General features: G+C 71.7%; 17 protein-coding genes. 5 read left to right on the top strand and 12 right to left on the bottom strand.

Annotation, left to right across the window (positions count from 1 at the left end; translation table 11 throughout):
* The first annotated feature begins 35 nt into the window (after nt 1-35).
* The 3 genes from V4Y03_RS21280 to V4Y03_RS21270 all read left to right on the top strand — a co-directional run bounded on the left by V4Y03_RS21280 (nt 36) and on the right by V4Y03_RS21270 (nt 3,159).
* Nucleotides 36-1,319 (top strand): MFS transporter, encoded by a 1,284-nt coding sequence (locus V4Y03_RS21280; protein ID WP_317875917.1) that lies wholly within the window; start codon nt 36-38, stop codon nt 1,317-1,319.
* Between the two features lie 76 nt (nt 1,320-1,395).
* A complete protein-coding gene (locus tag V4Y03_RS21275) occupies nt 1,396-2,103 on the top strand; it encodes a L,D-transpeptidase family protein (protein WP_317875918.1) in 708 nt (235 codons plus the stop codon).
* Between the two features lie 84 nt (nt 2,104-2,187).
* A complete protein-coding gene (locus V4Y03_RS21270; protein ID WP_332435918.1) occupies nt 2,188-3,159 on the top strand; it encodes a sigma-70 family RNA polymerase sigma factor in 972 nt (323 codons plus the stop codon).
* A gap of 21 nt (nt 3,160-3,180) precedes the next feature.
* On the opposite strand, the gene V4Y03_RS21265 is transcribed toward V4Y03_RS21270, so the two are convergent.
* The 12 genes from V4Y03_RS21265 to V4Y03_RS21210 form a co-directional block, all read right to left on the bottom strand.
* Nucleotides 3,181-3,432, bottom strand: a complete 252-nt coding sequence (locus V4Y03_RS21265) for an STAS domain-containing protein (protein ID WP_317875920.1) — start codon at nt 3,430-3,432, stop codon at nt 3,181-3,183.
* Between the two features lie 192 nt (nt 3,433-3,624).
* On the bottom strand, nt 3,625-4,902 hold the full coding sequence (locus V4Y03_RS21260) for a thymidine phosphorylase (protein WP_317875921.1): 1,278 nt from the start codon (nt 4,900-4,902) through the stop codon (nt 3,625-3,627).
* An 80-nt stretch (nt 4,903-4,982) separates the two neighbouring features.
* Nucleotides 4,983-5,387 (bottom strand): cytidine deaminase, encoded by a 405-nt coding sequence (locus tag V4Y03_RS21255; RefSeq protein WP_317875922.1) that lies wholly within the window; start codon nt 5,385-5,387, stop codon nt 4,983-4,985.
* A complete protein-coding gene (locus V4Y03_RS21250; RefSeq protein WP_317875923.1) occupies nt 5,384-6,643 on the bottom strand; it encodes an ABC transporter permease in 1,260 nt (419 codons plus the stop codon). Before V4Y03_RS21250 ends, V4Y03_RS21255 begins: the two co-directional genes overlap by 4 nt.
* Nucleotides 6,640-7,758 carry an ABC transporter permease gene (locus V4Y03_RS21245; RefSeq protein ID WP_317875924.1) on the bottom strand — a complete coding sequence of 373 codons (1,119 nt, stop codon included), beginning with the start codon at nt 7,756-7,758 and terminating at the stop codon, nt 6,640-6,642. Before V4Y03_RS21245 ends, V4Y03_RS21250 begins: the two co-directional genes overlap by 4 nt.
* Nucleotides 7,755-9,467, bottom strand: a complete 1,713-nt coding sequence (locus V4Y03_RS21240) for an ABC transporter ATP-binding protein (protein WP_332435917.1) — start codon at nt 9,465-9,467, stop codon at nt 7,755-7,757. Before V4Y03_RS21240 ends, V4Y03_RS21245 begins: the two co-directional genes overlap by 4 nt.
* A gap of 106 nt (nt 9,468-9,573) precedes the next feature.
* Entirely contained in the window at nt 9,574-10,632 is a 1,059-nt protein-coding gene (locus V4Y03_RS21235; protein ID WP_317875926.1) for a BMP family lipoprotein, read from the bottom strand.
* A 359-nt stretch (nt 10,633-10,991) separates the two neighbouring features.
* Nucleotides 10,992-12,212: an amidohydrolase gene (locus V4Y03_RS21230; protein WP_317875927.1), complete on the bottom strand. Its 1,221-nt coding sequence runs from the start codon at nt 12,210-12,212 to the stop codon at nt 10,992-10,994.
* Between the two features lie 116 nt (nt 12,213-12,328).
* Nucleotides 12,329-13,552 carry a hypothetical protein gene (locus V4Y03_RS21225; protein WP_332435916.1) on the bottom strand — a complete coding sequence of 408 codons (1,224 nt, stop codon included), beginning with the start codon at nt 13,550-13,552 and terminating at the stop codon, nt 12,329-12,331.
* On the bottom strand, nt 13,549-14,445 hold the full coding sequence (locus V4Y03_RS21220) for an N-acetylneuraminate synthase family protein (RefSeq protein WP_317878949.1): 897 nt from the start codon (nt 14,443-14,445) through the stop codon (nt 13,549-13,551). The genes V4Y03_RS21225 and V4Y03_RS21220 overlap by 4 nt, the downstream gene beginning before the upstream one ends.
* An 11-nt stretch (nt 14,446-14,456) precedes the next feature.
* Complete coding sequence (locus V4Y03_RS21215) at nt 14,457-15,701, bottom strand: acylneuraminate cytidylyltransferase (RefSeq protein ID WP_332435915.1); 1,245 nt, start codon at nt 15,699-15,701, stop codon at nt 14,457-14,459.
* Nucleotides 15,701-16,990 (bottom strand): DUF6716 putative glycosyltransferase, encoded by a 1,290-nt coding sequence (locus tag V4Y03_RS21210; RefSeq protein WP_332435914.1) that lies wholly within the window; start codon nt 16,988-16,990, stop codon nt 15,701-15,703. Before V4Y03_RS21210 ends, V4Y03_RS21215 begins: the two co-directional genes overlap by 1 nt.
* A gap of 219 nt (nt 16,991-17,209) precedes the next feature.
* Between V4Y03_RS21210 and V4Y03_RS21205 the strand changes: the two genes are divergently transcribed.
* Both V4Y03_RS21205 and V4Y03_RS21200 read left to right on the top strand, forming a co-directional pair.
* Nucleotides 17,210-18,298 (top strand): glycosyltransferase family 2 protein, encoded by a 1,089-nt coding sequence (locus tag V4Y03_RS21205; RefSeq protein WP_332435913.1) that lies wholly within the window; start codon nt 17,210-17,212, stop codon nt 18,296-18,298.
* Nucleotides 18,295-19,611, top strand: coding sequence for an alpha-2,8-polysialyltransferase family protein (locus tag V4Y03_RS21200; protein ID WP_332435912.1), 1,317 nt, complete (start codon nt 18,295-18,297; stop codon nt 19,609-19,611). Before V4Y03_RS21205 ends, V4Y03_RS21200 begins: the two co-directional genes overlap by 4 nt.
* The last annotated feature ends 2 nt before the right edge of the window (nt 19,612-19,613 follow it).

Here is a 19,613-nt window from a genome sequence, read left to right as displayed (position 1 = left end):
TGGACGCATGAAACGGTCCGTCCTACGTTCGTGACATGCCTTCCGCCAGTACCGAGGCGGCCGCCGTCACCGCGTCCGCCGAAACCCGCCCCGCCCCCGCCGACACCCGCCTCGCGCCCGGCACCCCCGCCTTCCGCCGGATGAGCCTCGCGCTCTTCGCCGCGGGCCTCGCCACCTTCGCGCTCCTCTACTCCACGCAGGCCCTTCTCCCGGCCATCTCGGCCGAGTTCGGCGCCACCGCCTCCGCCGCCTCCTGGACGGTCTCGGCCGCGACCGGCGCCCTGGCCCTCTGCGTCCTGCCGCTCAGCGCCCTCTCGGAGCGCTACGGCCGGCGCGCGATGATGACCGCCTCCCTGACGGTCGCGGTCGCCCTCGCGCTCCTGGTGCCGCTCGCCCCGAACCTGGAGTCCCTGATCGCGCTGCGCGCCCTCCAGGGCGCCGCGCTCGCCGGGCTCCCCGCCTCCGCGATGGCCTTCCTCGCCGAGGAGGTGCGGCCCAGGGCGCTGATCGCCGCGATCGGCCTGTTCGTGGCGGGCAACTCGATCGGCGGGATGAGCGGACGCCTGGTGACCGGCTGGGTGGCGCAGATGTGGGGCTGGCGCGCGGGTCTGGCCGCCGTCGGCCTGACCTCGCTGCTGTGCGCGGTGGCCTTCCGGGCGCTGCTGCCGAAGGCACGGCACTTCACGCCCGGCACGCTCAGCCCGAAGGCGCTGGCCCGGACCGTACGGACGCATCTCGCGGACCCGCTGCTGATGCGGCTCTATGTGATCGGCGCCCTGTTCATGACGGTGTTCGGCGCGGTGTACACCGTGATCGGCTACCGCCTGGTGGAGGCCCCGTTCTCGCTGCCGCAGGGCGTGATCGGCTCCATCTTCCTGGTCTACCTGGTCGGCACGGTCTCCTCGGCGGCGGCCGGCCGCCTCGTCGGGCGGCTCGGCCGGCGCGGCGCGCTCTATCTGGCGGTCTCCACCACCGCCGCGGGGCTGCTGCTCTCGCTCGCCGACTCGCTGCCCGCGGTCCTGGCGGGCCTGGTGCTGATCACGGCCGGCTTCTTCGCGGGCCACGCGGTCGCCTCCTCCTCGGTGAGCCGTACGGCGAAGACGGGCCGCGCGCAGGCCTCGGCGCTCTACCAGTCCGCGTACTACCTGGGCAGCAGCGCGGGCGGCACGCTCGGCGCCGTCGCCTTCCACTCCGGCGGGTGGGCGGGCACGGTCGTCATCGGTCTCGTCGCGGTCCTCGGCGTCGTGACGGTCACCCTGTACGGCAGCCTCAGCGCCCGCACCGAGGCGCGCCGGATCCAGCTCGCCGCGTCCTGCTGATACGGCCGGTTCCGCTGCAACTTTCCGGCTCCCCCGGACGTCCTGATTCACAGGACTCTAGGGGGAGTTGACAGATATGAAGAGAATCGCGGGTCACATACGGAAGAGGGCCGGTATCGCGGTCGGCCTCACCTCGCTGGTGGTGCCGATGACGATCGCGCTCGGTACGGCTCCGGCGCAGGCGGCGTCCTGCAACGTGACGACGGGCCCGTACCAGAAGCAGGTGGAGAAGTTCCTCGGCCGGCCGGTCGACGGACGCCAGTCGCTCGCCGACTGCAAGGCCATCCAGGCGTTCCAGGGGAAGCACGGCATCACCCCGACCGCCGGGTACGCGGGGACGATCACCTGGCGCACCATGAACACGATGCTCCAGCAGAAGGCGGCGGGCACCAACCCCAACCGGGCGGGCTCCTGTCCGACCAACCGGGGCCGGATCGCCTGCGTCGACCTGACCCGGCAGCTCAGCTGGATCCAGGACGGCGCCCGCCTCAAGTACGGTCCCGTGCCGGTCCGTACGGGCAAGGACGGCACCGAGACGCGGACCGGATCGAAGAACGTCTACTGGCGGAACATCAACCACTGGTCGACGATCTACCACGTCTCCATGCCGTACTCGCAGTTCTTCGACGGCGGCCAGGCCTTCCACTCGACCACCAAGTCCATGTGGAACCCGCCGGGTTCGGGCGGCTGTGTCAACATGCGGCCGGCCGACGCGAAGGCGTACTGGAACCTCCTCAGGAACGGCGACGACGTCTTCGTCTACGGGCGCAAGCCGGGAACCTGACCCCGGCTGTCAGTCCCCTGCGGTAGCTTCCCTCTCACCGGCACCGAACGGGTGCCGGTGAGGGGTGAGTGGGGTGTGGACCCGATGAGTGACGCCGCGACCGCGACGACCGACGAACTCGACAAGTACCGCAGGGAGCTGACCGGTTACTGCTACCGGATGCTCGGATCCTCCTTCGAGGCGGAGGACGCGGTGCAGGACACCATGGTGCGGGCCTGGAAGGCCATCGAATCGTTCGAGGGCCGCTCCTCGCTGCGGTCCTGGCTCTACCGCATCGCCACCAACGTCTGCCTGGACGCGCTGAACGCCGGCAACCGGAGGGCACGGCCGATGGACCTGACCTCGCCGACCCCGGTCGCGCAGGCGCAGCTCGTCAAGCAGCCGGAGATCACCTGGCTGGAGCCGATCCCCGACGGGCGCGTGCTGCCCTCGGTCGCGGACCCGGCGGAGACGGCCGTCTCCCGGGAGACCGTGCGGCTCGCGTTCGTCGCCGCGCTCCAGCACCTGCCGCCCAAGCAGCGGGCCGTCCTCATCCTGCGCGAGGTGCTCGCCTGGAAGGCGAGCGAGGTCGCGGAGCTCCTCGACACCACCGTCGCCTCGGTCAACAGCGCCCTCCAGCGGGCCCGCGCGACCCTCGCCGAGCAGGCGCCCGCCGCCTCCGACACGGCGAACCCACTGGACGAGGAGCAGAAGGCCCTCCTGGAGCGTTACGTCGCGGCCTTCGAGGGCTACGACATGAAGGCGCTGACCGCGCTCCTCCACGAGGACGCGACCATGTCCATGCCGCCGTACGACCTCTGGCTCCAGGGGCACGACGACATCGTGGGCTGGATGCTGGGCGTCGGCGACGTGTGCCGGGGCTCGAAGCTGGTCGCCACCGTGGCCAACGGCTCGCCGGCCTTCGCGCACTACCACCCGACCTCGGACGGCGGTTTCAGCCCCTGGGCGCTCATCGTGCTGGAACTGCGCGACGGCAAGGTCGGCGGGATGGACTTCTTCCTGGACACCGAGCGCTGGTTCCCGCTCTTCGACCTGCCGGCACGACTGGAGGCCTAGGGTCTGTCGTCACGACAGGCCCTAGAGCTCCAGGGTGCCGTCGAGTCCGGTGAGCAGGAGCAGGGCCCGCAGCTCGGGGCCCGCTCCGTGGAAGCGGATGCGGTGGCCCCGGCGGGTCGCGGCGAGTTTCAGCCGGGCCAGGGCGTCGACGGCGGCGAGATCGGCGCACACGAGTGCGCCGATCTCGCAGACCACCTCACCGGGCTGGGCGGCACCCAGCTCGGCACAGAGCAGCGCCACCTCGCCCCGGGAGGGGCGGGCGGTCAGGGTCACGACAAGCGGTTGAGTGGTGTCCACGTGCGTTGAGACCGGGCGGGAGCCCGGAACTCATCGCGGGGCCGCCGTCCCGCCTCGCAGCACCGGCACCGCGCCCCGGCACCGGCACCGGCACCGGCACGCCGAACGGGACCGGTGGGGGTCCACCGGTCCCGTTCGCCCGAAGGTGTCAGCGGTCCACGGCCCTGCTCAGGCGATGCGGTCCAGGACGATCGGGTTCGGGGTGAAGGTTGTGCCCTCGGCCGCGATGTCCCAGGCCGAGCCCAGCGACTTCAGGGCGTAGTCGAACTTCTCCGGGGTGTCCGTGTGCAGGGTCAGCAGCGGCTGGCCCGCCGTCACCGTGTCACCGGGCTTCGCGTGGAGCTCGACGCCCGCGCCCGCCTGCACCGGGTCCTCCTTGCGGGCACGGCCCGCGCCCAGCCGCCAGGCGGCGATGCCGATGTCGTAGGCGTCGAGGCGGGTGAGGACACCGGTCGACGGGGCCGTGACGACGTGCTGCTCCCGGGCGACCGGGAGGGCCGCGTCCGGGTCGCCGCCCTGGGCCGCGATCATCCGCCGCCAGTGGTCCATCGCCGAGCCGTCGGCGAGCGCCTTCGCCGGGTCCGCGTCCTTGATGCCGGCCGCCGCGAGCATCTCGCGGGCGAGCGCGATCGTCAGCTCGACGACGTCCGCCGGGCCGCCGCCCGCCAGGACCTCGACCGACTCGCGGACCTCCAGGGCGTTGCCCGCGGTGAGGCCGAGCGGGGTCGACATGTCGGTGAGCAGGGCGACCGTCTTCACGCCGCTGTCGGTGCCGAGGCCGACCATCGTGGAGGCCAGTTCACGGGCGTCCTCGATGTTCTTCATGAAGGCGCCGGTGCCGACCTTGACGTCGAGGACCAGGGAGCCGGTGCCCTCGGCGATCTTCTTCGACATGATCGAGGAGGCGATCAGCGGGATGGCCTCGACGGTGCCGGTGACATCGCGGAGCGCGTACAGCTTCTTGTCGGCGGGGGCGAGCCCGTCGCCCGCCGCGCAGATGACCGCGCCGGTGGTGTCGAGGACGTGCAGCATCTCCTCGTTGGAGAGCAGCGCCCGCCAGCCGGGGATGGACTCCAGCTTGTCGAGGGTGCCGCCGGTGTGGCCGAGGCCGCGGCCGGAGAGCTGCGGCACGGCCGCGCCGCAGGCGGCGACGAGCGGGGCCAGCGGCAGGGTGATCTTGTCGCCGACGCCGCCGGTGGAGTGCTTGTCGGCGGTCGGGCGGGAGAGCGAGTCGAAGTTCATGCGCTCACCGCTGGCGATCATCGCGGCGGTCCAGCGGGCGATCTCCGTGCGGTTCATGCCGTTCAGCAGGATGGCCATGGCCAGGGCGGACATCTGCTCGTCGGCGACCGCACCGCGGGTGTACGCGTCGATGACCCAGTCGATCTGCTCGGGGCTCAGCTCGCCCTTGTCCCGCTTGGTGCGGATGACGGAGATGACGTCCATGGTGGTGCCTCTTTCTACGCGCATAGAGGGGGAAAGGGGGAGCGACCCTTCCCATCGTGCCGGAAGGGCCGCTCCGAGGATTACTTCGACAGGTGCTCCGGGCCGAAGGCCTGCGGGAGCATCTCGGCCAGGGTCAGGAACCCCGCCGGGGTCTCCAGTACGAGGTCGGGGCCGCCGAACTCGTACAGGAGCTGCCGGCACCGGCCGCACGGCACCAGGGACTCGCCCCGGCCGTCCACACAGACGAAGTGCGTCAGCCGGCCGCCGCCGCCCGCCTGGAGCGCCGAGACCAGCCCGCACTCGGCGCACAGGCCGAGGCCGAACGAGGCGTTCTCCACGTTGCAGCCGGAGACCGTCCGCCCGTCGTCGACGCGGGCCGCCGCGCCGACCGGGAAGCCCGAGTACGGGGCGTAGGCGCGGGACATGGCCTCGCGGGCCGTGACCCGCAGGGCCTCCCAGTCGGCCTCGGCCAGGCCGCCCGTCACTTGCCCTGGCCCTTGCGGTACGGCAGGCCGTCCGCCTTCGGCATCCGCAGGCGCTGCGCCGAGAGGGCGAGCACCAGCAGGGTGGTGATGTACGGGGCGGCGTCGACGAACTGGCTCGGGACCTCGTCGGTCAGGAAGTACCAGAGGAAGAAGGCGGCGGAGAAGGCGGCGGAGACGACCGCGACCACGTACTTCTTCTTGTACAGCTGCCACAGCGCGGCGATCACCAGGAGCAGCGCGACGAGCAGCAGCAGCGCGTGGACGTTCTCGGCGCCGCCGCGCAGCTTGAGGCTGTCGGTGAAGCCGAAGAGGCCGGCGCCGAGCGCCATGCCGCCGGGCATCCAGTTGCCGAAGATCATCGCGGCGAGACCGATGTAACCGCGGCCGCCGGTCTGGCCCTCCTGGTAGATGCCGGTGGCGACGATCGCGAGGAACGCACCGCCGAGGCCCGCGAGGGCGCCGGAGGTGGTGACGGCGATGTACTTGTACTTGTACACGTTCACGCCGAGGGACTCGGCCGCGACCGGGTTCTCACCGCAGGAGCGGAGCCGCAGGCCGAAGGACGTGCGCCAGAGCACCCACCAGGTGGCCGGGATGAGCAGGGCGGCCACGATCGTCAGCAGCGACAGGTTGGTGACCAGGCCGCCGAGGATGCCGGCGATGTCCGAGATCAGGAACCAGTGTTTCTGCTGGAGATCCATCAGCCAGTCGGAGAGCCCTGGGATGGTGATGTCGGTGATCGGATCGATGCGCGGGGACTGCTTGGAGGAGCCGCCCTCGGCCTCGGCGAAGGTGAAGTTCGACAGGTACTGGGTGAAGCCCACCGCGAGGATGTTGATCGCCACACCGGAGACGATGTGGTTCACGTTGAACGTGACGGTGATGATCGCGTGCAGGAGGCCGCCGAGCGCGCCGCCGAGCAGACCGAAGAGGACGCCCACCCAGGGGCCCCACTGGTAGCCGGCCCAGGCACCGAACCAGGTGCCGAGCACCATCATGCCTTCGAGGCCGATGTTGACGACGCCCGCGCGCTCGGCCCACAGACCGCCGAGACCGGCCATGGCGATCGGGACGGCGAGCTGGAGCGCGCCGGAGACCTGGCCCACGGAGGTGAGGTCGTCGGCCCCGGAGACGACCCGGACCAGCGAGAAGAGCACGAGGCCGGCCGCGACGATCAGCATGATCCAGGGCCAGGTGAGCTTGCGGCGTCCGCCCTTGGGCGCGGCGCTCGGCTTGGCAACGGTGGTGGTGCTCATGCCGCCACCTCCTTGTCGGTCTTGATGGCGCCGCCGGCGGCGAGTTCCTCGCCGACCTTCTGCTGCTGGCGGCGGATGCCGTAACGACGGACGAGCTCGTACGAGACCACGACGGCGATCACGATGATGCCCTGCATGATCTGCGTGATCTCCTTCGGGTATCCCGCGACGTCGAGTGTCGAGGACGCCTTTTCCAGGAACGCGAAGAGGAGCGCGGCGAAGAGGATGCCGACCGGGTGGTTGCGGCCGAGCAGGGCGACGGTGATGGCGGTGAAGCCGACGCCGACCGGGAAGTCGAGGCTGTACGTGTGGGTCTCGCCGAGCAGCGTCGGCATGCCTGCCAGACCGGCGAGGGCGCCCGAGAGCAGCATCGAGGTGAGGATCATCCGCTTGGCGTCGACGCCGCTGGCCTGCGCGGCGGACTCGCTGGCGCCGGTGGCGCGCAGGTCGAAGCCGAAGCGGGTGCGGTTGAGGACGAACCAGTAGACGACGCCGAGGGCGAGCGCGACGAAGGTGAAGCCGTAGATGACTCCGTTGCCCTCACCCATGTCGATGCCGGGGAACCACCCGGACTCCGCGATCTTGCCGGTGGTGAGGTTGTTGGAGCCGGGCGGCTGGACGCCGAAGTTCTTCGGCAGGATCAGCCAGGCCACCAGCGAGGTCGCGATGGCGTTCAGCATGATCGTCGAGACGACCTCGGAGACACCGCGGGTGGTCTTCAGGATGCCCGCGATGCCGGCCCAGAAGGCGCCGGTCAGCATCGCGACGAGCACGATCACCAGGATGTGCAGCGGGCCGGGCAGCTCGATCGAGGCGCCGACCAGGGCCGACACCATCGCGGCGAGCCGGTACTGGCCGTCGACACCGATGTTGAACAGGTTCATCCGGAATCCGATGGCGACGGCCAAGCCCGCCAGGTAGAGGATTCCGGTGTAGTTGACGATCAGGACCTGGGTGTCCGAGTACCCGGCGTTCTCGATCATCAGCCGGATCGGCTCGATCGGGTCGAGGCCCGTCGCGAGCAGCACCAGCACGGTGAGCACGAACGAGGCGACCAGCGCGAGCACCGGACCGGCGGCCCCGATGATCAGCTTGTCCTTGTCGATCTTCATCATCGGGCGTCACCGTCTTCGGACTGCTCTTCGGTGCCCTCGAGTCGGCCGGTGGCCGCGCCGGTCATGGCGGAACCCAGCTCCTCGGGCGTGATGGTGGCGGGGTCGGCGTCCGCGACGAGCTTGCCGCGGTACATCACCCGGAGGGTGTCGGAGAGGCCGATCAGCTCGTCGAGGTCGGCGGAGATCAGCAGCACCGCGAGGCCCTCGCGGCGGGCGTCCCGGATCGCGTCCCAGATCTGCGCCTGCGCGCCGACGTCCACACCGCGGGTGGGGTGGGCGGCGATCAGGAACTTCGGCCCGTGGCTCATCTCGCGGCCGACGATCAGCTTCTGCTGGTTGCCGCCGGAGAGGGAGGACGCGGTGACGTCGATGCCGGGGGTGCGGACGTCGTACTCGCGCACGATCCGCTCGGTGTCCTTGCGGGCGGCCTTCGGGTCGAGGATGCCGCGCTTGGAGTTGGGCGCCTCGGAGACATGGCCGAGGATGCGGTTCTCCCAGAGCGGGGCCTCGAGGAGCAGGCCGTGGCGGTGCCGGTCCTCGGGGATGTAGCCGATGCCGCCCTCGCGGCGCTTGCGCACCGAGACCTTGGAGATGTCCTGGCCGTCGAGCGTGATGACGCCCGCGTCGGGGGTGGACATGCCCATGAGGGTCTCGATGAGCTCGGTCTGGCCGTTGCCCTCGACGCCCGCGATGCCGAGGATCTCGCCCTTGTGGATCGTGAGGGAGATGTCGTCGAGGAGCTTGCGGCCCTCGACGGCCTCCTCGTGCACGGTGACCGCGCTCGACGGGTCGGCCGGGGCGGCCGTGGTGAGCGGGGCGCCGGCGGCGCCGCTCTCGACCAGCGTCAGGTTCTCGACCCGGAGCATGGGGACCTCGGTGACCGTGGACTCGCGGGTCTCCGGCGAGGGCAGCTCGCTGCCGACCATCAGCTCGGCGAGCTGCTTGGTGGTGGCGGTCTTCGGGTCGGCGGTGCCGACCGTGGTGCCCCGGCGGATGACGGTGATGTCGTCGGCCACCTTCAGGACCTCGCCCAGCTTGTGCGAGATGAAGATGACGGTCAGGCCCTCGGCCTTGAGCTCGCGCAGGTTGTCGAAGAGCGCGTCGACCTCCTGCGGGACGAGCACGGCGGTCGGCTCGTCGAGGATGAGGATCCTGGCGCCGCGGTAGAGGACCTTGAGGATCTCCACGCGCTGGCGCTCGGCGACGCCGAGGTCCTCGACGAGGGCGTCGGGGCGGACCCCGAGGCCGTACGCGTCGGAGATCTCCCGGATCTTCTTCCGCGCCTTGGCGCCGATGCCGTGGAGCTTCTCGCCGCCGAGGACGACGTTCTCCAGGACGGTGAAGTTGTCCGCGAGCATGAAGTGCTGGTGCACCATGCCGATGCCGCGCGCGATGGCGTCACCGGGGCTGGAGAAGGTGACCTGCTCGCCGTCGACGGCGATGGTGCCCTCGTCCGGCTTCTGCATGCCGTAGAGGATCTTCATAAGGGTCGACTTGCCGGCACCGTTCTCGCCGATGAGGGCGTGCACGGTGCCCTTGCGGACCGTGATGGCGATGTCCCTGTTGGCGACGACGCCGGGGAATCGCTTGGTGATGCCGTGCAGTTCTACGGCAGGGGGGCTGGACGCGTTGATGACGCACTCTCCTTGGCCGGAAGGAGTGGGAGCGGGAGGGCAGGGCGGGGCGAAGTTATCGTGCCAGGGAGACATCTACACGCGTAGCGCTGCCGAAAAATGAAAACCCGTACGGGAATGGGGCCCGGCCCCGGTGGGGGTCCCACCGGTGCCGGGCCTTGGGTCAGTGACCTGTGCGTCCTTACGGAGCGGTCTTGACCGTGATCTTGCCGTCGACGATGTCCTTCTTCGCCTTCGCCACGGCGGCGGTGACGTCGGTCATCGCCTTGTACGCCGGGTTGGAGTCGGCCAGGCCGACGCCGTCCGTGGCGAGGCCGTAGCGGATCTCACCGGTCTGCGGCTTGCCGTCCTTGACCGACTTGATCAGGTTGAAGACGGAGTCGGAGACGTCCTTGGTGACCGAGGTCAGGATCTGGGCCTTGTACTTGGCCAGACCCGCCTGGTTGTACTGGTCGGAGTCGACGCCGATGGCCCACTTGCCCGCGGTCGAGGCGGCCTCGATCGAGCCGGAACCGGCGAGACCGGCGGCGGCGTAGATCACGTCGGCGCCCTTGTCGAGCTGGCCCTGCGCGGCGGCCTTGCCCAGGTCGGGCTTGGAGAAGCCGTCGAAGTTCGGCGGCTGGGTCAGGTACTGGACGAGCACCTTCGCCTTGGGGTTGGTGTCCTTGACGCCCTGCGTGTAGCCCGCCTCGAACTTCTTGATCAGCGGCACCTCGACGCCACCGATGAAGCCGACCGTGCCGGTCTTCGAGGTCTTGGCGGCGGCGACGCCGGCCAGGTAGGAGCCCTGCTCCTCGTTGAAGACGAGGTTGGCGATGTTCGCGCCGGTCACCGACGTGTCGTCGATGATGCCGAAGGTGGTCTTCGGGTAGGCCTTGGAGACCTTCTCGATCGCCGGGGCGTAGGCGAAGCCGACACCGATGACCGGGTTGTTCCCGGCGCGGGCCAGCGCGGTGAGGCGCGCGACCTTGTCGGCGTCGCCCTCACCGGCGGAGGGCTCGGCCTCGGCGCCCTTGACGCCGAGCTCGTCCTCGGCCTTCTTCAGACCCGCGTAGGCGGCGTCGTTGAAGGACTGGTCGCCGCGACCGCCGATGTCGTACGCGATGGCGGCCTTGGTCGCCTTCGAGTCCGAGCTCGGGCTGGAGCCGGCGTCGTTCGAGGACTTGCCACACGCGGTGGCGGAAAGGGCGAGCGCGGCGGAGGCGATGCCCACGGTCGCGATCCTGGTGATCCGGCGCAAGAGGAGGGTCCCTTCGAGACTGACCGAAAGCGCCTCTTCCGGCGCTGGTTTCGCGGCGATCGTAACGCGCGTAGATGTCAGTTAAAGACCCGTTCATGAGTCGTTATCGGATCGTCGCGAACCGGCCAGCCGAGGCGACCGGGGGCGTTCGGCCCGGCACAGCCGGTTATACCCCCTGGAAGAACCGCTCGACAGGGCATTCGAGAGGACACGCCGGGCGTGTGGGCCGGACGGCCGAGGGCACCTTCCGGCACCCGTCGCCCGGCCCCCGCCGTACGAATTCCGTTCCCCCGGCCCCGCGTCGTACGGCTCCCGTTCACCCGGCCCCGCCGCCCCGCTCCCGTTCGTACGCCCCGCGCTCAGGTCTTCCGTGCCGCGTCGAGCAGGGCGGCGGCCGTGAACAGCTCCACCCCGGCCTCGATGCACCGCTCGTCCACGTCGAAGTCTCCGGCGTGCAGATCGCGGACCCGCGTGTCGCCGGGGGTGCGGACCCCGAGGCGGGCCATGGCTCCGGGCACGTGCTCCAGGTACCAGGAGAAGTCCTCGCCGCCGAGGCTCTGCTCGGTGTCCTCGATCGCATGCGGTCCGCGCCGGGCCGTCATGGCGTCGCGGAGGAGTTCGGTGACGACCGCGTCGTTGACGACCGGGGGGACGCCCCGGACGTAGGTGACGGTCGACTTGGCGCGGTGCAGGGTCGCGATCTCGTCGATGGCGGCGTGGACCTGGTCGGGCGCGTCCCGCCAGGTGGGCAGGTCGAGGCAGCGGACGGTGCCGGACAGCTCGGCGTGCTGCGGGATGACGTTGCAGGCGTGACCGGCCTCGATACGGCCCCAGGTGACGGAGAGTCCCGAGCGGGCGTCGACGCGGCGGGCCAGTACGGCGGGCACGTCGGTGGCGACCCGGGCGGCGGCGGTCACCAGGTCGGTGGTGAGGTGCGGGCGGGCGGTGTGGCCGCCGGGCCCGTCCAGGGTGACTTCGAGCCGGTCGCAGGCGGAGGTGATGGCTCCGGGCCGCAGGCCGATCGTCCCGGCGTCGACCCTGGGGTCGCAGTGCACGGCGATGATCCGGCCGACGCCGTCCAGGACGCCGCACTCGACGAGGTCGGCGGCGCCGCCGGGGAGGACCTCCTCGGCGGGCTGGAAGATCAGCCGCACGGCGGCGGGGAGGAGGCCCTGCCGGTCGAGTTCGGCGAGGACGAGTCCGGCGCCGAGGACCGTGGTGGTGTGGACATCGTGTCCACAGGCGTGGGCGCGGTCGGCCACGGTGGAGCGGTAGGAGACCGTCTTGACGTCGGGGATGGGCAGCGCGTCGATGTCGGCGCGGATCGCGAGCATGGGCCGGTCGCGGTCCGGGGTGCCGATGTCACAGATGAGCCCGGTGCCGGCCGGAAGGACCTTCGGCGCGAGGCCGGCCGCCTCCAGGCGGGCCTTGAGCGCGGCGGTCGTACGGAACTCCTGGTTCCCCAGCTCCGGATGCATGTGCAAGTCCCTGCGGAAGGCGATCAGTTCGACGCGCAGGGATTCGGACAGCGTTCCGGGCAGGGTGGCGGAGCCTGGCTCACGGGACTTCAACTGGTTCACCCTTTGAAGGGTAGGCCTCCCGGGAGGTCAACTGCCCGTTGATCACGAAAAGTTCAGCCCGTTAGGGGAAAGAATCTCGGTTTTCCAGGTATGAAGGCCGTTCCATATGGGTAGGCTCAGCCGAATTCGAGCCGGTCGGTGCCGTTCGCCGCACGCGTGGTGAGCCGGTCGACCTCGTGGGCCGCCGTGCCCGCCACCCCGGACAGGAAGCCCTGCGCCCGCGGTGAGGCGCTCTCCCGCAGCCACTCGGGCGCGATCTCGCAGACCGCGACCCGCACCCCGGTGCCCGCCAGGGCCAGCGGCAGGGTGTGCACGACCGTGGACGGGAAGCTGACGACCGTACGGCCGATGGGGCCGCGCCGGGCGATCAGCTCCAGCGGCAGATCGGGCCGGACCACCTGGAGCCCCGTCTCGACCGCGATCCGGTGCAGCTTCTCCGCGCTCTCCCTGCGGTGCGCGAAGTAGCGGGTGGCGCCGTGGGCGCGGGCCAGCTCGGCCACCACCCGGTCGTAGTGCTCGGCGTCGACCACGCCCGTCTCCACCAGCGAGGTCCCCACCAGGTCCGCGCCGCCGGTGAGCAGCGGCGGCCCGAAGCGGGACCGGGTCCAGGCGAAGGAGTTCTCGGTGACCGTGACGCCCTCGGGCGCCTCGACGGGCAGCGAGGTGAAGATCTCGACCGTACGGCCCCGGCTCGGGGCGAGCCGCCGCCGGGCCAGCGAGGTCACCGGGGCGAGGACCAGCTCGCGCGGGCCCAGGCTGCCCTTGCGGTGCCAGCGGACCAGGCGTTCGCCCCGGCTGAGCTGGGCGGCGAACTCCATGGTGGCGGTGCCGTCGTCGACCACCGTGAGGTGCCGGGGGCCGAAGAGGGTCAGGAGCAGCTGGACGTACCGGGAGAACGGGTCCCCGATGATGACCCGCTCCGCCGAGCGCAGCGGCGGGGCGAGCTGCCGCAGGGTGCGGACGAGCGCGCCCCGGCCGCCGCGGGCCTCCTGCCAGCGGACGGTGAGGCCCTCGTCGCGGGCCAGCTGGGCCATCCGGCGCAGCTGGCCACGCGACATGGGGTCGGTCGGCGAGAGGACGACGACCGTGAGATCGGGTGCGGCCTGCGCCGCCCCGGGGGCGGTGGCGTCCGTCGGCCGGAGCGCCCGCGCGGCGGACCCGCCGACGGTCGCGGGGCCGGACGCCGTGGTGGGCGCGGCGTCCGCGCGGCCGGGCGCCCCGGTGGGCGCGCCGGCCCGCGCGGCGGAGGGCGTGCCCGTGGCCGCGGCCCGGGTGTGCGCCCATTCCAGGACGTTGAGGAGCTGGACCGGGCTCTCGACGAACGCCAGCTGCCCGGTCATGCGGCGACGAGCCCCTGGACCCGGCGGAGCTTCTTCATCGGGCCGAGCTCCGACTCGTAGACCTTCTTGACGCCGTCACCGAGGGCGGTCTCGATGGTGCGGATGTCGCGGACGAGGCGCTGGAGGCCCTGCGGCTCGACGGAGGCGGCCTGGTCGGAGCCCCACATGGCGCGGTCGAGGGTGATGTGGCGCTCGACGAAGGTGGCGCCGAGGGCGACGGCGGCCAGGGTGGTCTGGAGGCCGGTCTCGTGGCCGGAGTAGCCGATCGGGACGTTCGGGTACTCGTCCTGGAGCGTCTGGATGACGCGCAGGTTGAGCTCCTCGGCCTTGGCCGGGTAGGTCGAGGTGGCGTGGCAGAGCAGGATGTTGTCCGAGCCCAGGACCTCGACCGCGTGGCGGATCTGCTTCGGCGTCGACATGCCGGTGGAGAGGATGACCGTACGGCCGGTGCCGCGCAGCGCGCGCAGCAGCTCGTCGTCGGTGAGGGAGGCAGAGGCGACCTTGTGGGCGGGGAGGTCGAACTTCTCCAGGAAGGCGACGGCCTCGGTGTCCCACGGGGAGGCGAACCAGTCGATGCCGCGCTTCTCGCAGTGCTCGTCGATGGCGCGGTACTCGTCCTCGCCGAACTCCACGCGGTGGCGGTAGTCGATGTACGTCATCCGGCCCCAGGGGGTGTCGCGCTCGATGTCCCACTGGTCGCGCGGGGTGCAGATCTCGGGGGTGCGCTTCTGGAACTTGACGGCGTCGCAGCCGGCCTCGGCGGCGATGTCGATGAGGGCGAAGGCGTTGTCGAGCTCGCCGTTGTGGTTGATGCCGATCTCGCCGGTGATGTAGACCGGCCGGCCCGGACCGGCGGTCTTGGAGCCGAAGGTGCGGAGTCGGGTGCTGCTCATGGTGCTGTTCCTTAGGAGTTGGGGGTGTTGAGCTCGGGTCCGAGGAGCCAGGCGGCGATCTCGCGGATCGCGCCGGAGCCGCCCGGGGTGACGGTGACCGCGCGGGCCGCGGCCCGTACGGAGTCGTGGGCGCTGCTCACCGCGACGGGCCAGCCGACGAGGTGGAAGCAGGGGAGGTCGTTGACGTCGTTTCCGGCGTAGAGCACGCGCTGCGGGTCGATGCCCTCCGCGTCGCACCACTCCTTGAGGGCCCGGTCCTTGCGGTCGATGCCGTGCAGGACGGGGATCTTGAGCTTGCGGGCGCGGGCGGCGACGACGGCGTTCTGCTCGGTGGAGAGGATGAGGACCGGCAGTCCGGCGCGGCGCAGGGCGGCGATACCGAGGCCGTCGCCGCGGTGCGCGGAGACGAACTCGCGGCCCTCGGCGTCCAGGTGGACCCGGTCGTCGGTCTGGGTGCCGTCGAAGTCGAGGACGACGGCGTCGACGTCGGCGAAGCCGGGGGTGGCCGGGGTGTCGAGGAGCGGCGCGAGGGCGCGGGCGCGGGCCAGGTCGTGCGGGTCGTCGATCTCCAGGACCCGGGCGGGGTCGGTGACGACGAGCGCGGTGCGGCCGAAGAAGCGGTGCTTGTGGGTACGGAAGCCGGCCGCGTCCATCGCGTAGACGGCTCCGGTCTCCAGGTACTCCGGCTCCCGGTCCTGGCGGCGGGGGCGGTGGGCCTTGTCGTGGTTGACGCCGGTGGCGCCGTCCTGGACGGTCTCGCGCCAGAGGAAGCCGTGCGTGGGAGCCGCGGTGAAGGCGGTGTCGGCGGCGCCCGAGGTGATGCGCTCGACGGTCTCGGCGACCTCGGCGGAGCTGAGGAAGGGGCTGGTGCACTGGACGAGGAGGACCACGTCGACGGGGCGGCCGTGGGCGGCCTCGAAGGCGTCCATCGCGTGCAGGACGGCGGCCTCGCTGGTGGCGGTGTCCCCGGCGATCTCGGCGGGGCGCTGGACGGCCTCGGCCCCCGCGGTACGGGCGGCAGCCGCGATGCCGGCGTCGTCGGTGGAGACCACGACGTGGGTGACGGGGCGGGCGCCGAGGCAGGCGTGGACGGCGCGGGCCACCAGGGGGACTCCGGCCACCGGGGCGAGGTTCTTGGCGGGGACGCCCTTGGAGCCGCCGCGCGCGGGGATCACGGCGAGCACGGTGGGTGCGGTGGCGGGGGCTGCGGCCGGGGCGGCGGTGGCCCGCTCGGCGGGCGTGGCGGTGGCGCTCATCAGAGTTCTCCCAGGCGGCGGATGACGGGGGCGACGCGTTGCACGCCGTGGCGGTACGCGCCCCGCGCGGCCTCCCGGACGACCCGGCGCACTCCGCTCTCACGGGGCTCCGGCGCGGTGACGTCCAGGCGGTGGCGGGCGAGGATCCCGGGCAGGTAGCCGGGGGCCGTCTCCGCGGTGTAGTAGGGGGTGATCGGGGGCAGCGCGGGGAGCGCCAGGAGGGCGGCGACCCGGTCGCGGGCGGCGTCGAAGGCCGACTCGTACGGGCTGTCGGAGGCGACGCCCTGCCGGCCGAGCCAGGTCTCGTCGGGCGTCGGCGCGAGCCCCTTGTCGAGCCGGTCGAAGGAGGCGAGCAGCCCGGAGCCGACGAAGTGGTGGTTGCCGAGCGCCTCGCGGACCCCGAGGTCGGTGAGGATCGCGGTGGGGATGCGCCGGTGGAGGGCTTCGAGCGCGGCCGTGGAGGAGACCGTGACCAGGAGGTCGGTACGGTCGAGGACCTCGCCCATGTGTCCGTACACGAGACGGAAGTTGGGCGGCGGGTCGAGTTCGCGGACCAGCTTCTGGAACGGGAACTCCTCCAGGTGCGTGGTGTGTTCGCCCGGCTTGGAGCGGAGCTTGAGGAGGACCTCGCGGCCCGGGTGGAGGCGGGCGTGCTCGATGAGGCGGCGGAGCACGTAGGCCCGTTCGGTCCGGGTGGCGGGCACGGACGGCTGGGCGGCGAAGACCAGGGTGTCGCGGCCTGTCTCGGGGGTGTGCGGGGCGCCGCCGAGAAAGGGCAGCGCGGCTTCGACGACCGAGTCGGCGCCCGCGCCCACTCCCTCGTACACGGCGCGGAAACGCTCGGCGTCGTGGCGGGAGTTGGCGAGGACGACATCGGCGCCGTGGCGCAGCAGGAGTCCGTCGGTGAGCTTCTCGTAGACGACGCCGACATAGCCGGTGACGATCACGGGGCGCCGTTCGAGCTCCAGGTCCGCGAGGCCCTGGAGGACGGCCCGTACGGTGCCTCCGACCAGGGCGAGCACCACGAGGTCGTACGCCTCGCCGCGCGCTTCCGCGTCCCGTATCGCGCGCAGGAACTCCGCGCCCGTCACCTCGCTCGGGGTGGTCGTGGACACCCCGGTCTCGGCGAGTTGCCGGGCGGTGGGGGTGGCCCGTCCGCGCAGGACGAATCCGGTGGGTTCGGCGGTCGCCGTGGTGATGCGGCGCGCCGTGAGGGCGCCCCATTTCCACCGGGTGTCGGAGTCGGCGAGTACGGCGACCCGTATCGCTTCTCTGGTACTTGCTGGCACGCCGAGGACGCTAGAAGGGCATTCCGCTTTTCGGCCCAACTGAGCCACAACAAACGGTGAACAGCGCCTCTCCGCCTGCTGAAGTGGGTCGGCATCCGGACGCGGGGCGGCTGATTCCCCTTGCGGGGAAAGGCGGTTAAGCGGCCCGCCGCCTGGTGTTCACCGAACAGCTGCCCACCGGTCGGTGGGAATGCCGGGTCGGCGCCTAGCGTCGGCCGGGTGGTCAAGCTCTCCGTCGTCGTGCCGTTCTTCAACGTGCAGACATACGCCCCCGACACCCTCACGAGCCTGCGGTCCAACGCCCGCGAGGACTTCGAGTTCCTGCTCGTCGACGACTGCTCGTCGGACGGGACCCCGCAGCTCCTCGAACGTGCCGCGCGCGAGATCCCGGGTGCCGTACTGATCAGGCACGAACAGAACGAGGGCCTCGCCACGGCGCGGAACACCGGGCTCGACGCGGCCCGGGGCGAGTACATCGCCTTCCTCGACGGGGACGACTGGCTCGCCCCCGGGTACTACGCCCGCCTGGTCGCCGCCGCCGAGGAGCTGGGCTGCGACTTCCTGCGGACCGACCATGTCTCCGTCACCGGCCGGAACCGCTCGGTCCGCCGGGCGCCGGTCCCCCGGCGCGGGGAGGTCCTGAACCCCCGGGACGCGATCCTGCCGGCGCACCGGACGACCTCGGTCGACTATCCGTACGCCTGGGCGGGGATCTACCACCGGCGGCTCGTGGACCGGGGGCTGCTGCACTTCACGCACGGGCTGCGGACCGCCGAGGACCGGCCGTGGATCTGGAAGCTGCACCGTGAGGCGGAATCGTTCGCGGCGATCGGTGAACTCGGTGTGTTCTACCGGCGCGGGGTGGCGACCTCGCTCACCCAGATCGGTGATGTGCGGCAATTGGATTTCCTTCGCGCTTTCGACCAGGTGATCGAGGAAACGGCGAAGGACGCGGACGCGGATCTTCTTCTCCCGAAGGCCGTCCGCACGTATTGCGCGGTGATTTCCCATCACATCGGATCGATCGAACGATTCGAACCCGAGGTGGCCCGGCAGCTGAAGGCGATGAGCGCGGGCGCGCTGCGGCGGATGCCGCAGGACGTGCTCGACGAGGCGCTCGCGGCGATGGGCGGGGACCGCGCGACGATGCTGCGCAGGCTGCGCCGCCGCCGCCCGGCACCACCGCCGGCACCGGGTCCGGGGGCAGGTCCGGGGTCGGGTCCGGCCACCGGCCCGGGTCCGGCGACGGGTCCGGCCGCCGCCTCGACGTCCGCCTCCGCCTCGGCCTCCCCGGAGGTGGCCGCGTGAGCGCCCGCCGTACCACCCAGATCTTCTGCGCCTCCACCCTCTACGGCGCGGTGACGCTCGCCGCCGCCCTCGACAGCGGCTGCTTCCGGCCCGCCGGCCGGCGCATCCTCCTGGTCACCAACAACGCCGCCGTCCCCGAGACCACCCCGCCCCTCGACGAGGCCGAGGGTTTCGCGCGGCTGCGTGGCCGCTTCGACTCCGTCCTCTCCTGGAACGAGACGATCTCCCCGCTCCACCCGGCCGGCTGGACCCCCCGGCCGGGCGACCTCCCGATGCTCCAGCGCCATCTGCGCAAGCTCTGGGACCTCGGCGACGACCACGTCGAACTCGCCCTGGAATCGCTCCAGGTGACGCCCGCGCTCGCCATCGCCCAGCTGCTGCCCGACGCTCCGGTCACCGTGTACGCGGACGGTCTGATGAGCTACGGGCCGACCCGCAACAAGATCGACCCGCTGATCGGCGGGCGGGTCGGACGACTGCTCCACCTGGACCTCGTCCCCGGGCTCGCGCCGCTGCTCCTCGCCGAGTTCGGGGCGGAGCCGGAGCCCGTACCGACCGAGGCGTTCACCACGTGCGTCGACGAGCTGACCGGGCCCGCCGCCGGGCCCGAGGACAGGCCCGCGCTGCTCCTCGGCCAGTACCTCGCGGCGATCCATCTGATGACCGCCGCCGAGGAGGAGGAACTGCACCTGCGGATGGTCCGGGGCGCGGTCGCCCGGGGCCACCGCCGGCTCGTCTTCAAGCCGCACCCGACGGCCCCCGACGCCTGGTCGAAGGCGCTGGTGCGCGAGGCGGAGGCGCTCGGCGCCGAGCTGACGGTCGAGGACCGGCCCGTACTCGCCGAGGTCCTCTACCGGGAGCTGCGGCCCGCGCTCGTCGTCGGCTGCTTCTCCACGGCGCTGCTCACCGCGAAGACCTTCTACGGGCTGCCGGTCGCCCGGGTCGGGACGCGCGCCCTGCTGGAGCGGCTCACCCCGTTCCAGAACAGCAACCGCATCCCGCTCACCGTCGTCGACGCGGTCGTCCCGCCCCTGGAGGACGGCGGGGAGGACGGGGACACGGTCGGTACGGCGGAGCTGAACGACCTGGTCGCGGCGGTCGGCTTCGCCATGCAGCCGAAGATCCGCCCGGAGCTGCGCGAGCCCGCGGTGCGGCACCTTTCGGGACCGCTCGCCGAGCGCACCCGGCACCACTTCACCCGCCGCCGCCTCACCGTCCTGAACCTGCCGGGCGGCATCCCGCTCCCCCGCCACCCGAGGGTCCGCCGCCTGGCGCGGCGGGCGCTGCGGCTGCGGAAGGCGCTGAAGAGGTAAGC

The sequence above is a fragment of the Streptomyces sp. P9-A4 genome (assembly GCF_036634195.1).
Lineage (GTDB): Bacteria > Actinomycetota > Actinomycetes > Streptomycetales > Streptomycetaceae > Streptomyces.
Note: the sequence above shows the minus strand (reverse complement) of the source record. Positions and strands in the feature narration are given on the sequence as shown.

Coding starts and splice junctions, on each gene's coding strand:
- V4Y03_RS21280 (WP_317875917.1), top strand. CDS start 36: ATGCCTTCCGCCAGTACCGAGGCGGCCGCCGTCACCGCGTCCGCCGAA.
- V4Y03_RS21275 (WP_317875918.1), top strand. CDS start 1,396: ATGAAGAGAATCGCGGGTCACATACGGAAGAGGGCCGGTATCGCGGTC.
- V4Y03_RS21270 (WP_332435918.1), top strand. CDS start 2,188: ATGAGTGACGCCGCGACCGCGACGACCGACGAACTCGACAAGTACCGC.
- V4Y03_RS21260 (WP_317875921.1), bottom strand. CDS start 4,902: ATGGACGTCATCTCCGTCATCCGCACCAAGCGGGACAAGGGCGAGCTG.
- V4Y03_RS21250 (WP_317875923.1), bottom strand. CDS start 6,643: ATGAGCACCACCACCGTTGCCAAGCCGAGCGCCGCGCCCAAGGGCGGA.
- V4Y03_RS21245 (WP_317875924.1), bottom strand. CDS start 7,758: ATGATGAAGATCGACAAGGACAAGCTGATCATCGGGGCCGCCGGTCCG.
- V4Y03_RS21240 (WP_332435917.1), bottom strand. CDS start 9,467: ATGTCTCCCTGGCACGATAACTTCGCCCCGCCCTGCCCTCCCGCTCCC.
- V4Y03_RS21225 (WP_332435916.1), bottom strand. CDS start 13,552: ATGACCGGGCAGCTGGCGTTCGTCGAGAGCCCGGTCCAGCTCCTCAAC.
- V4Y03_RS21220 (WP_317878949.1), bottom strand. CDS start 14,445: ATGAGCAGCACCCGACTCCGCACCTTCGGCTCCAAGACCGCCGGTCCG.
- V4Y03_RS21215 (WP_332435915.1), bottom strand. CDS start 15,701: ATGAGCGCCACCGCCACGCCCGCCGAGCGGGCCACCGCCGCCCCGGCC.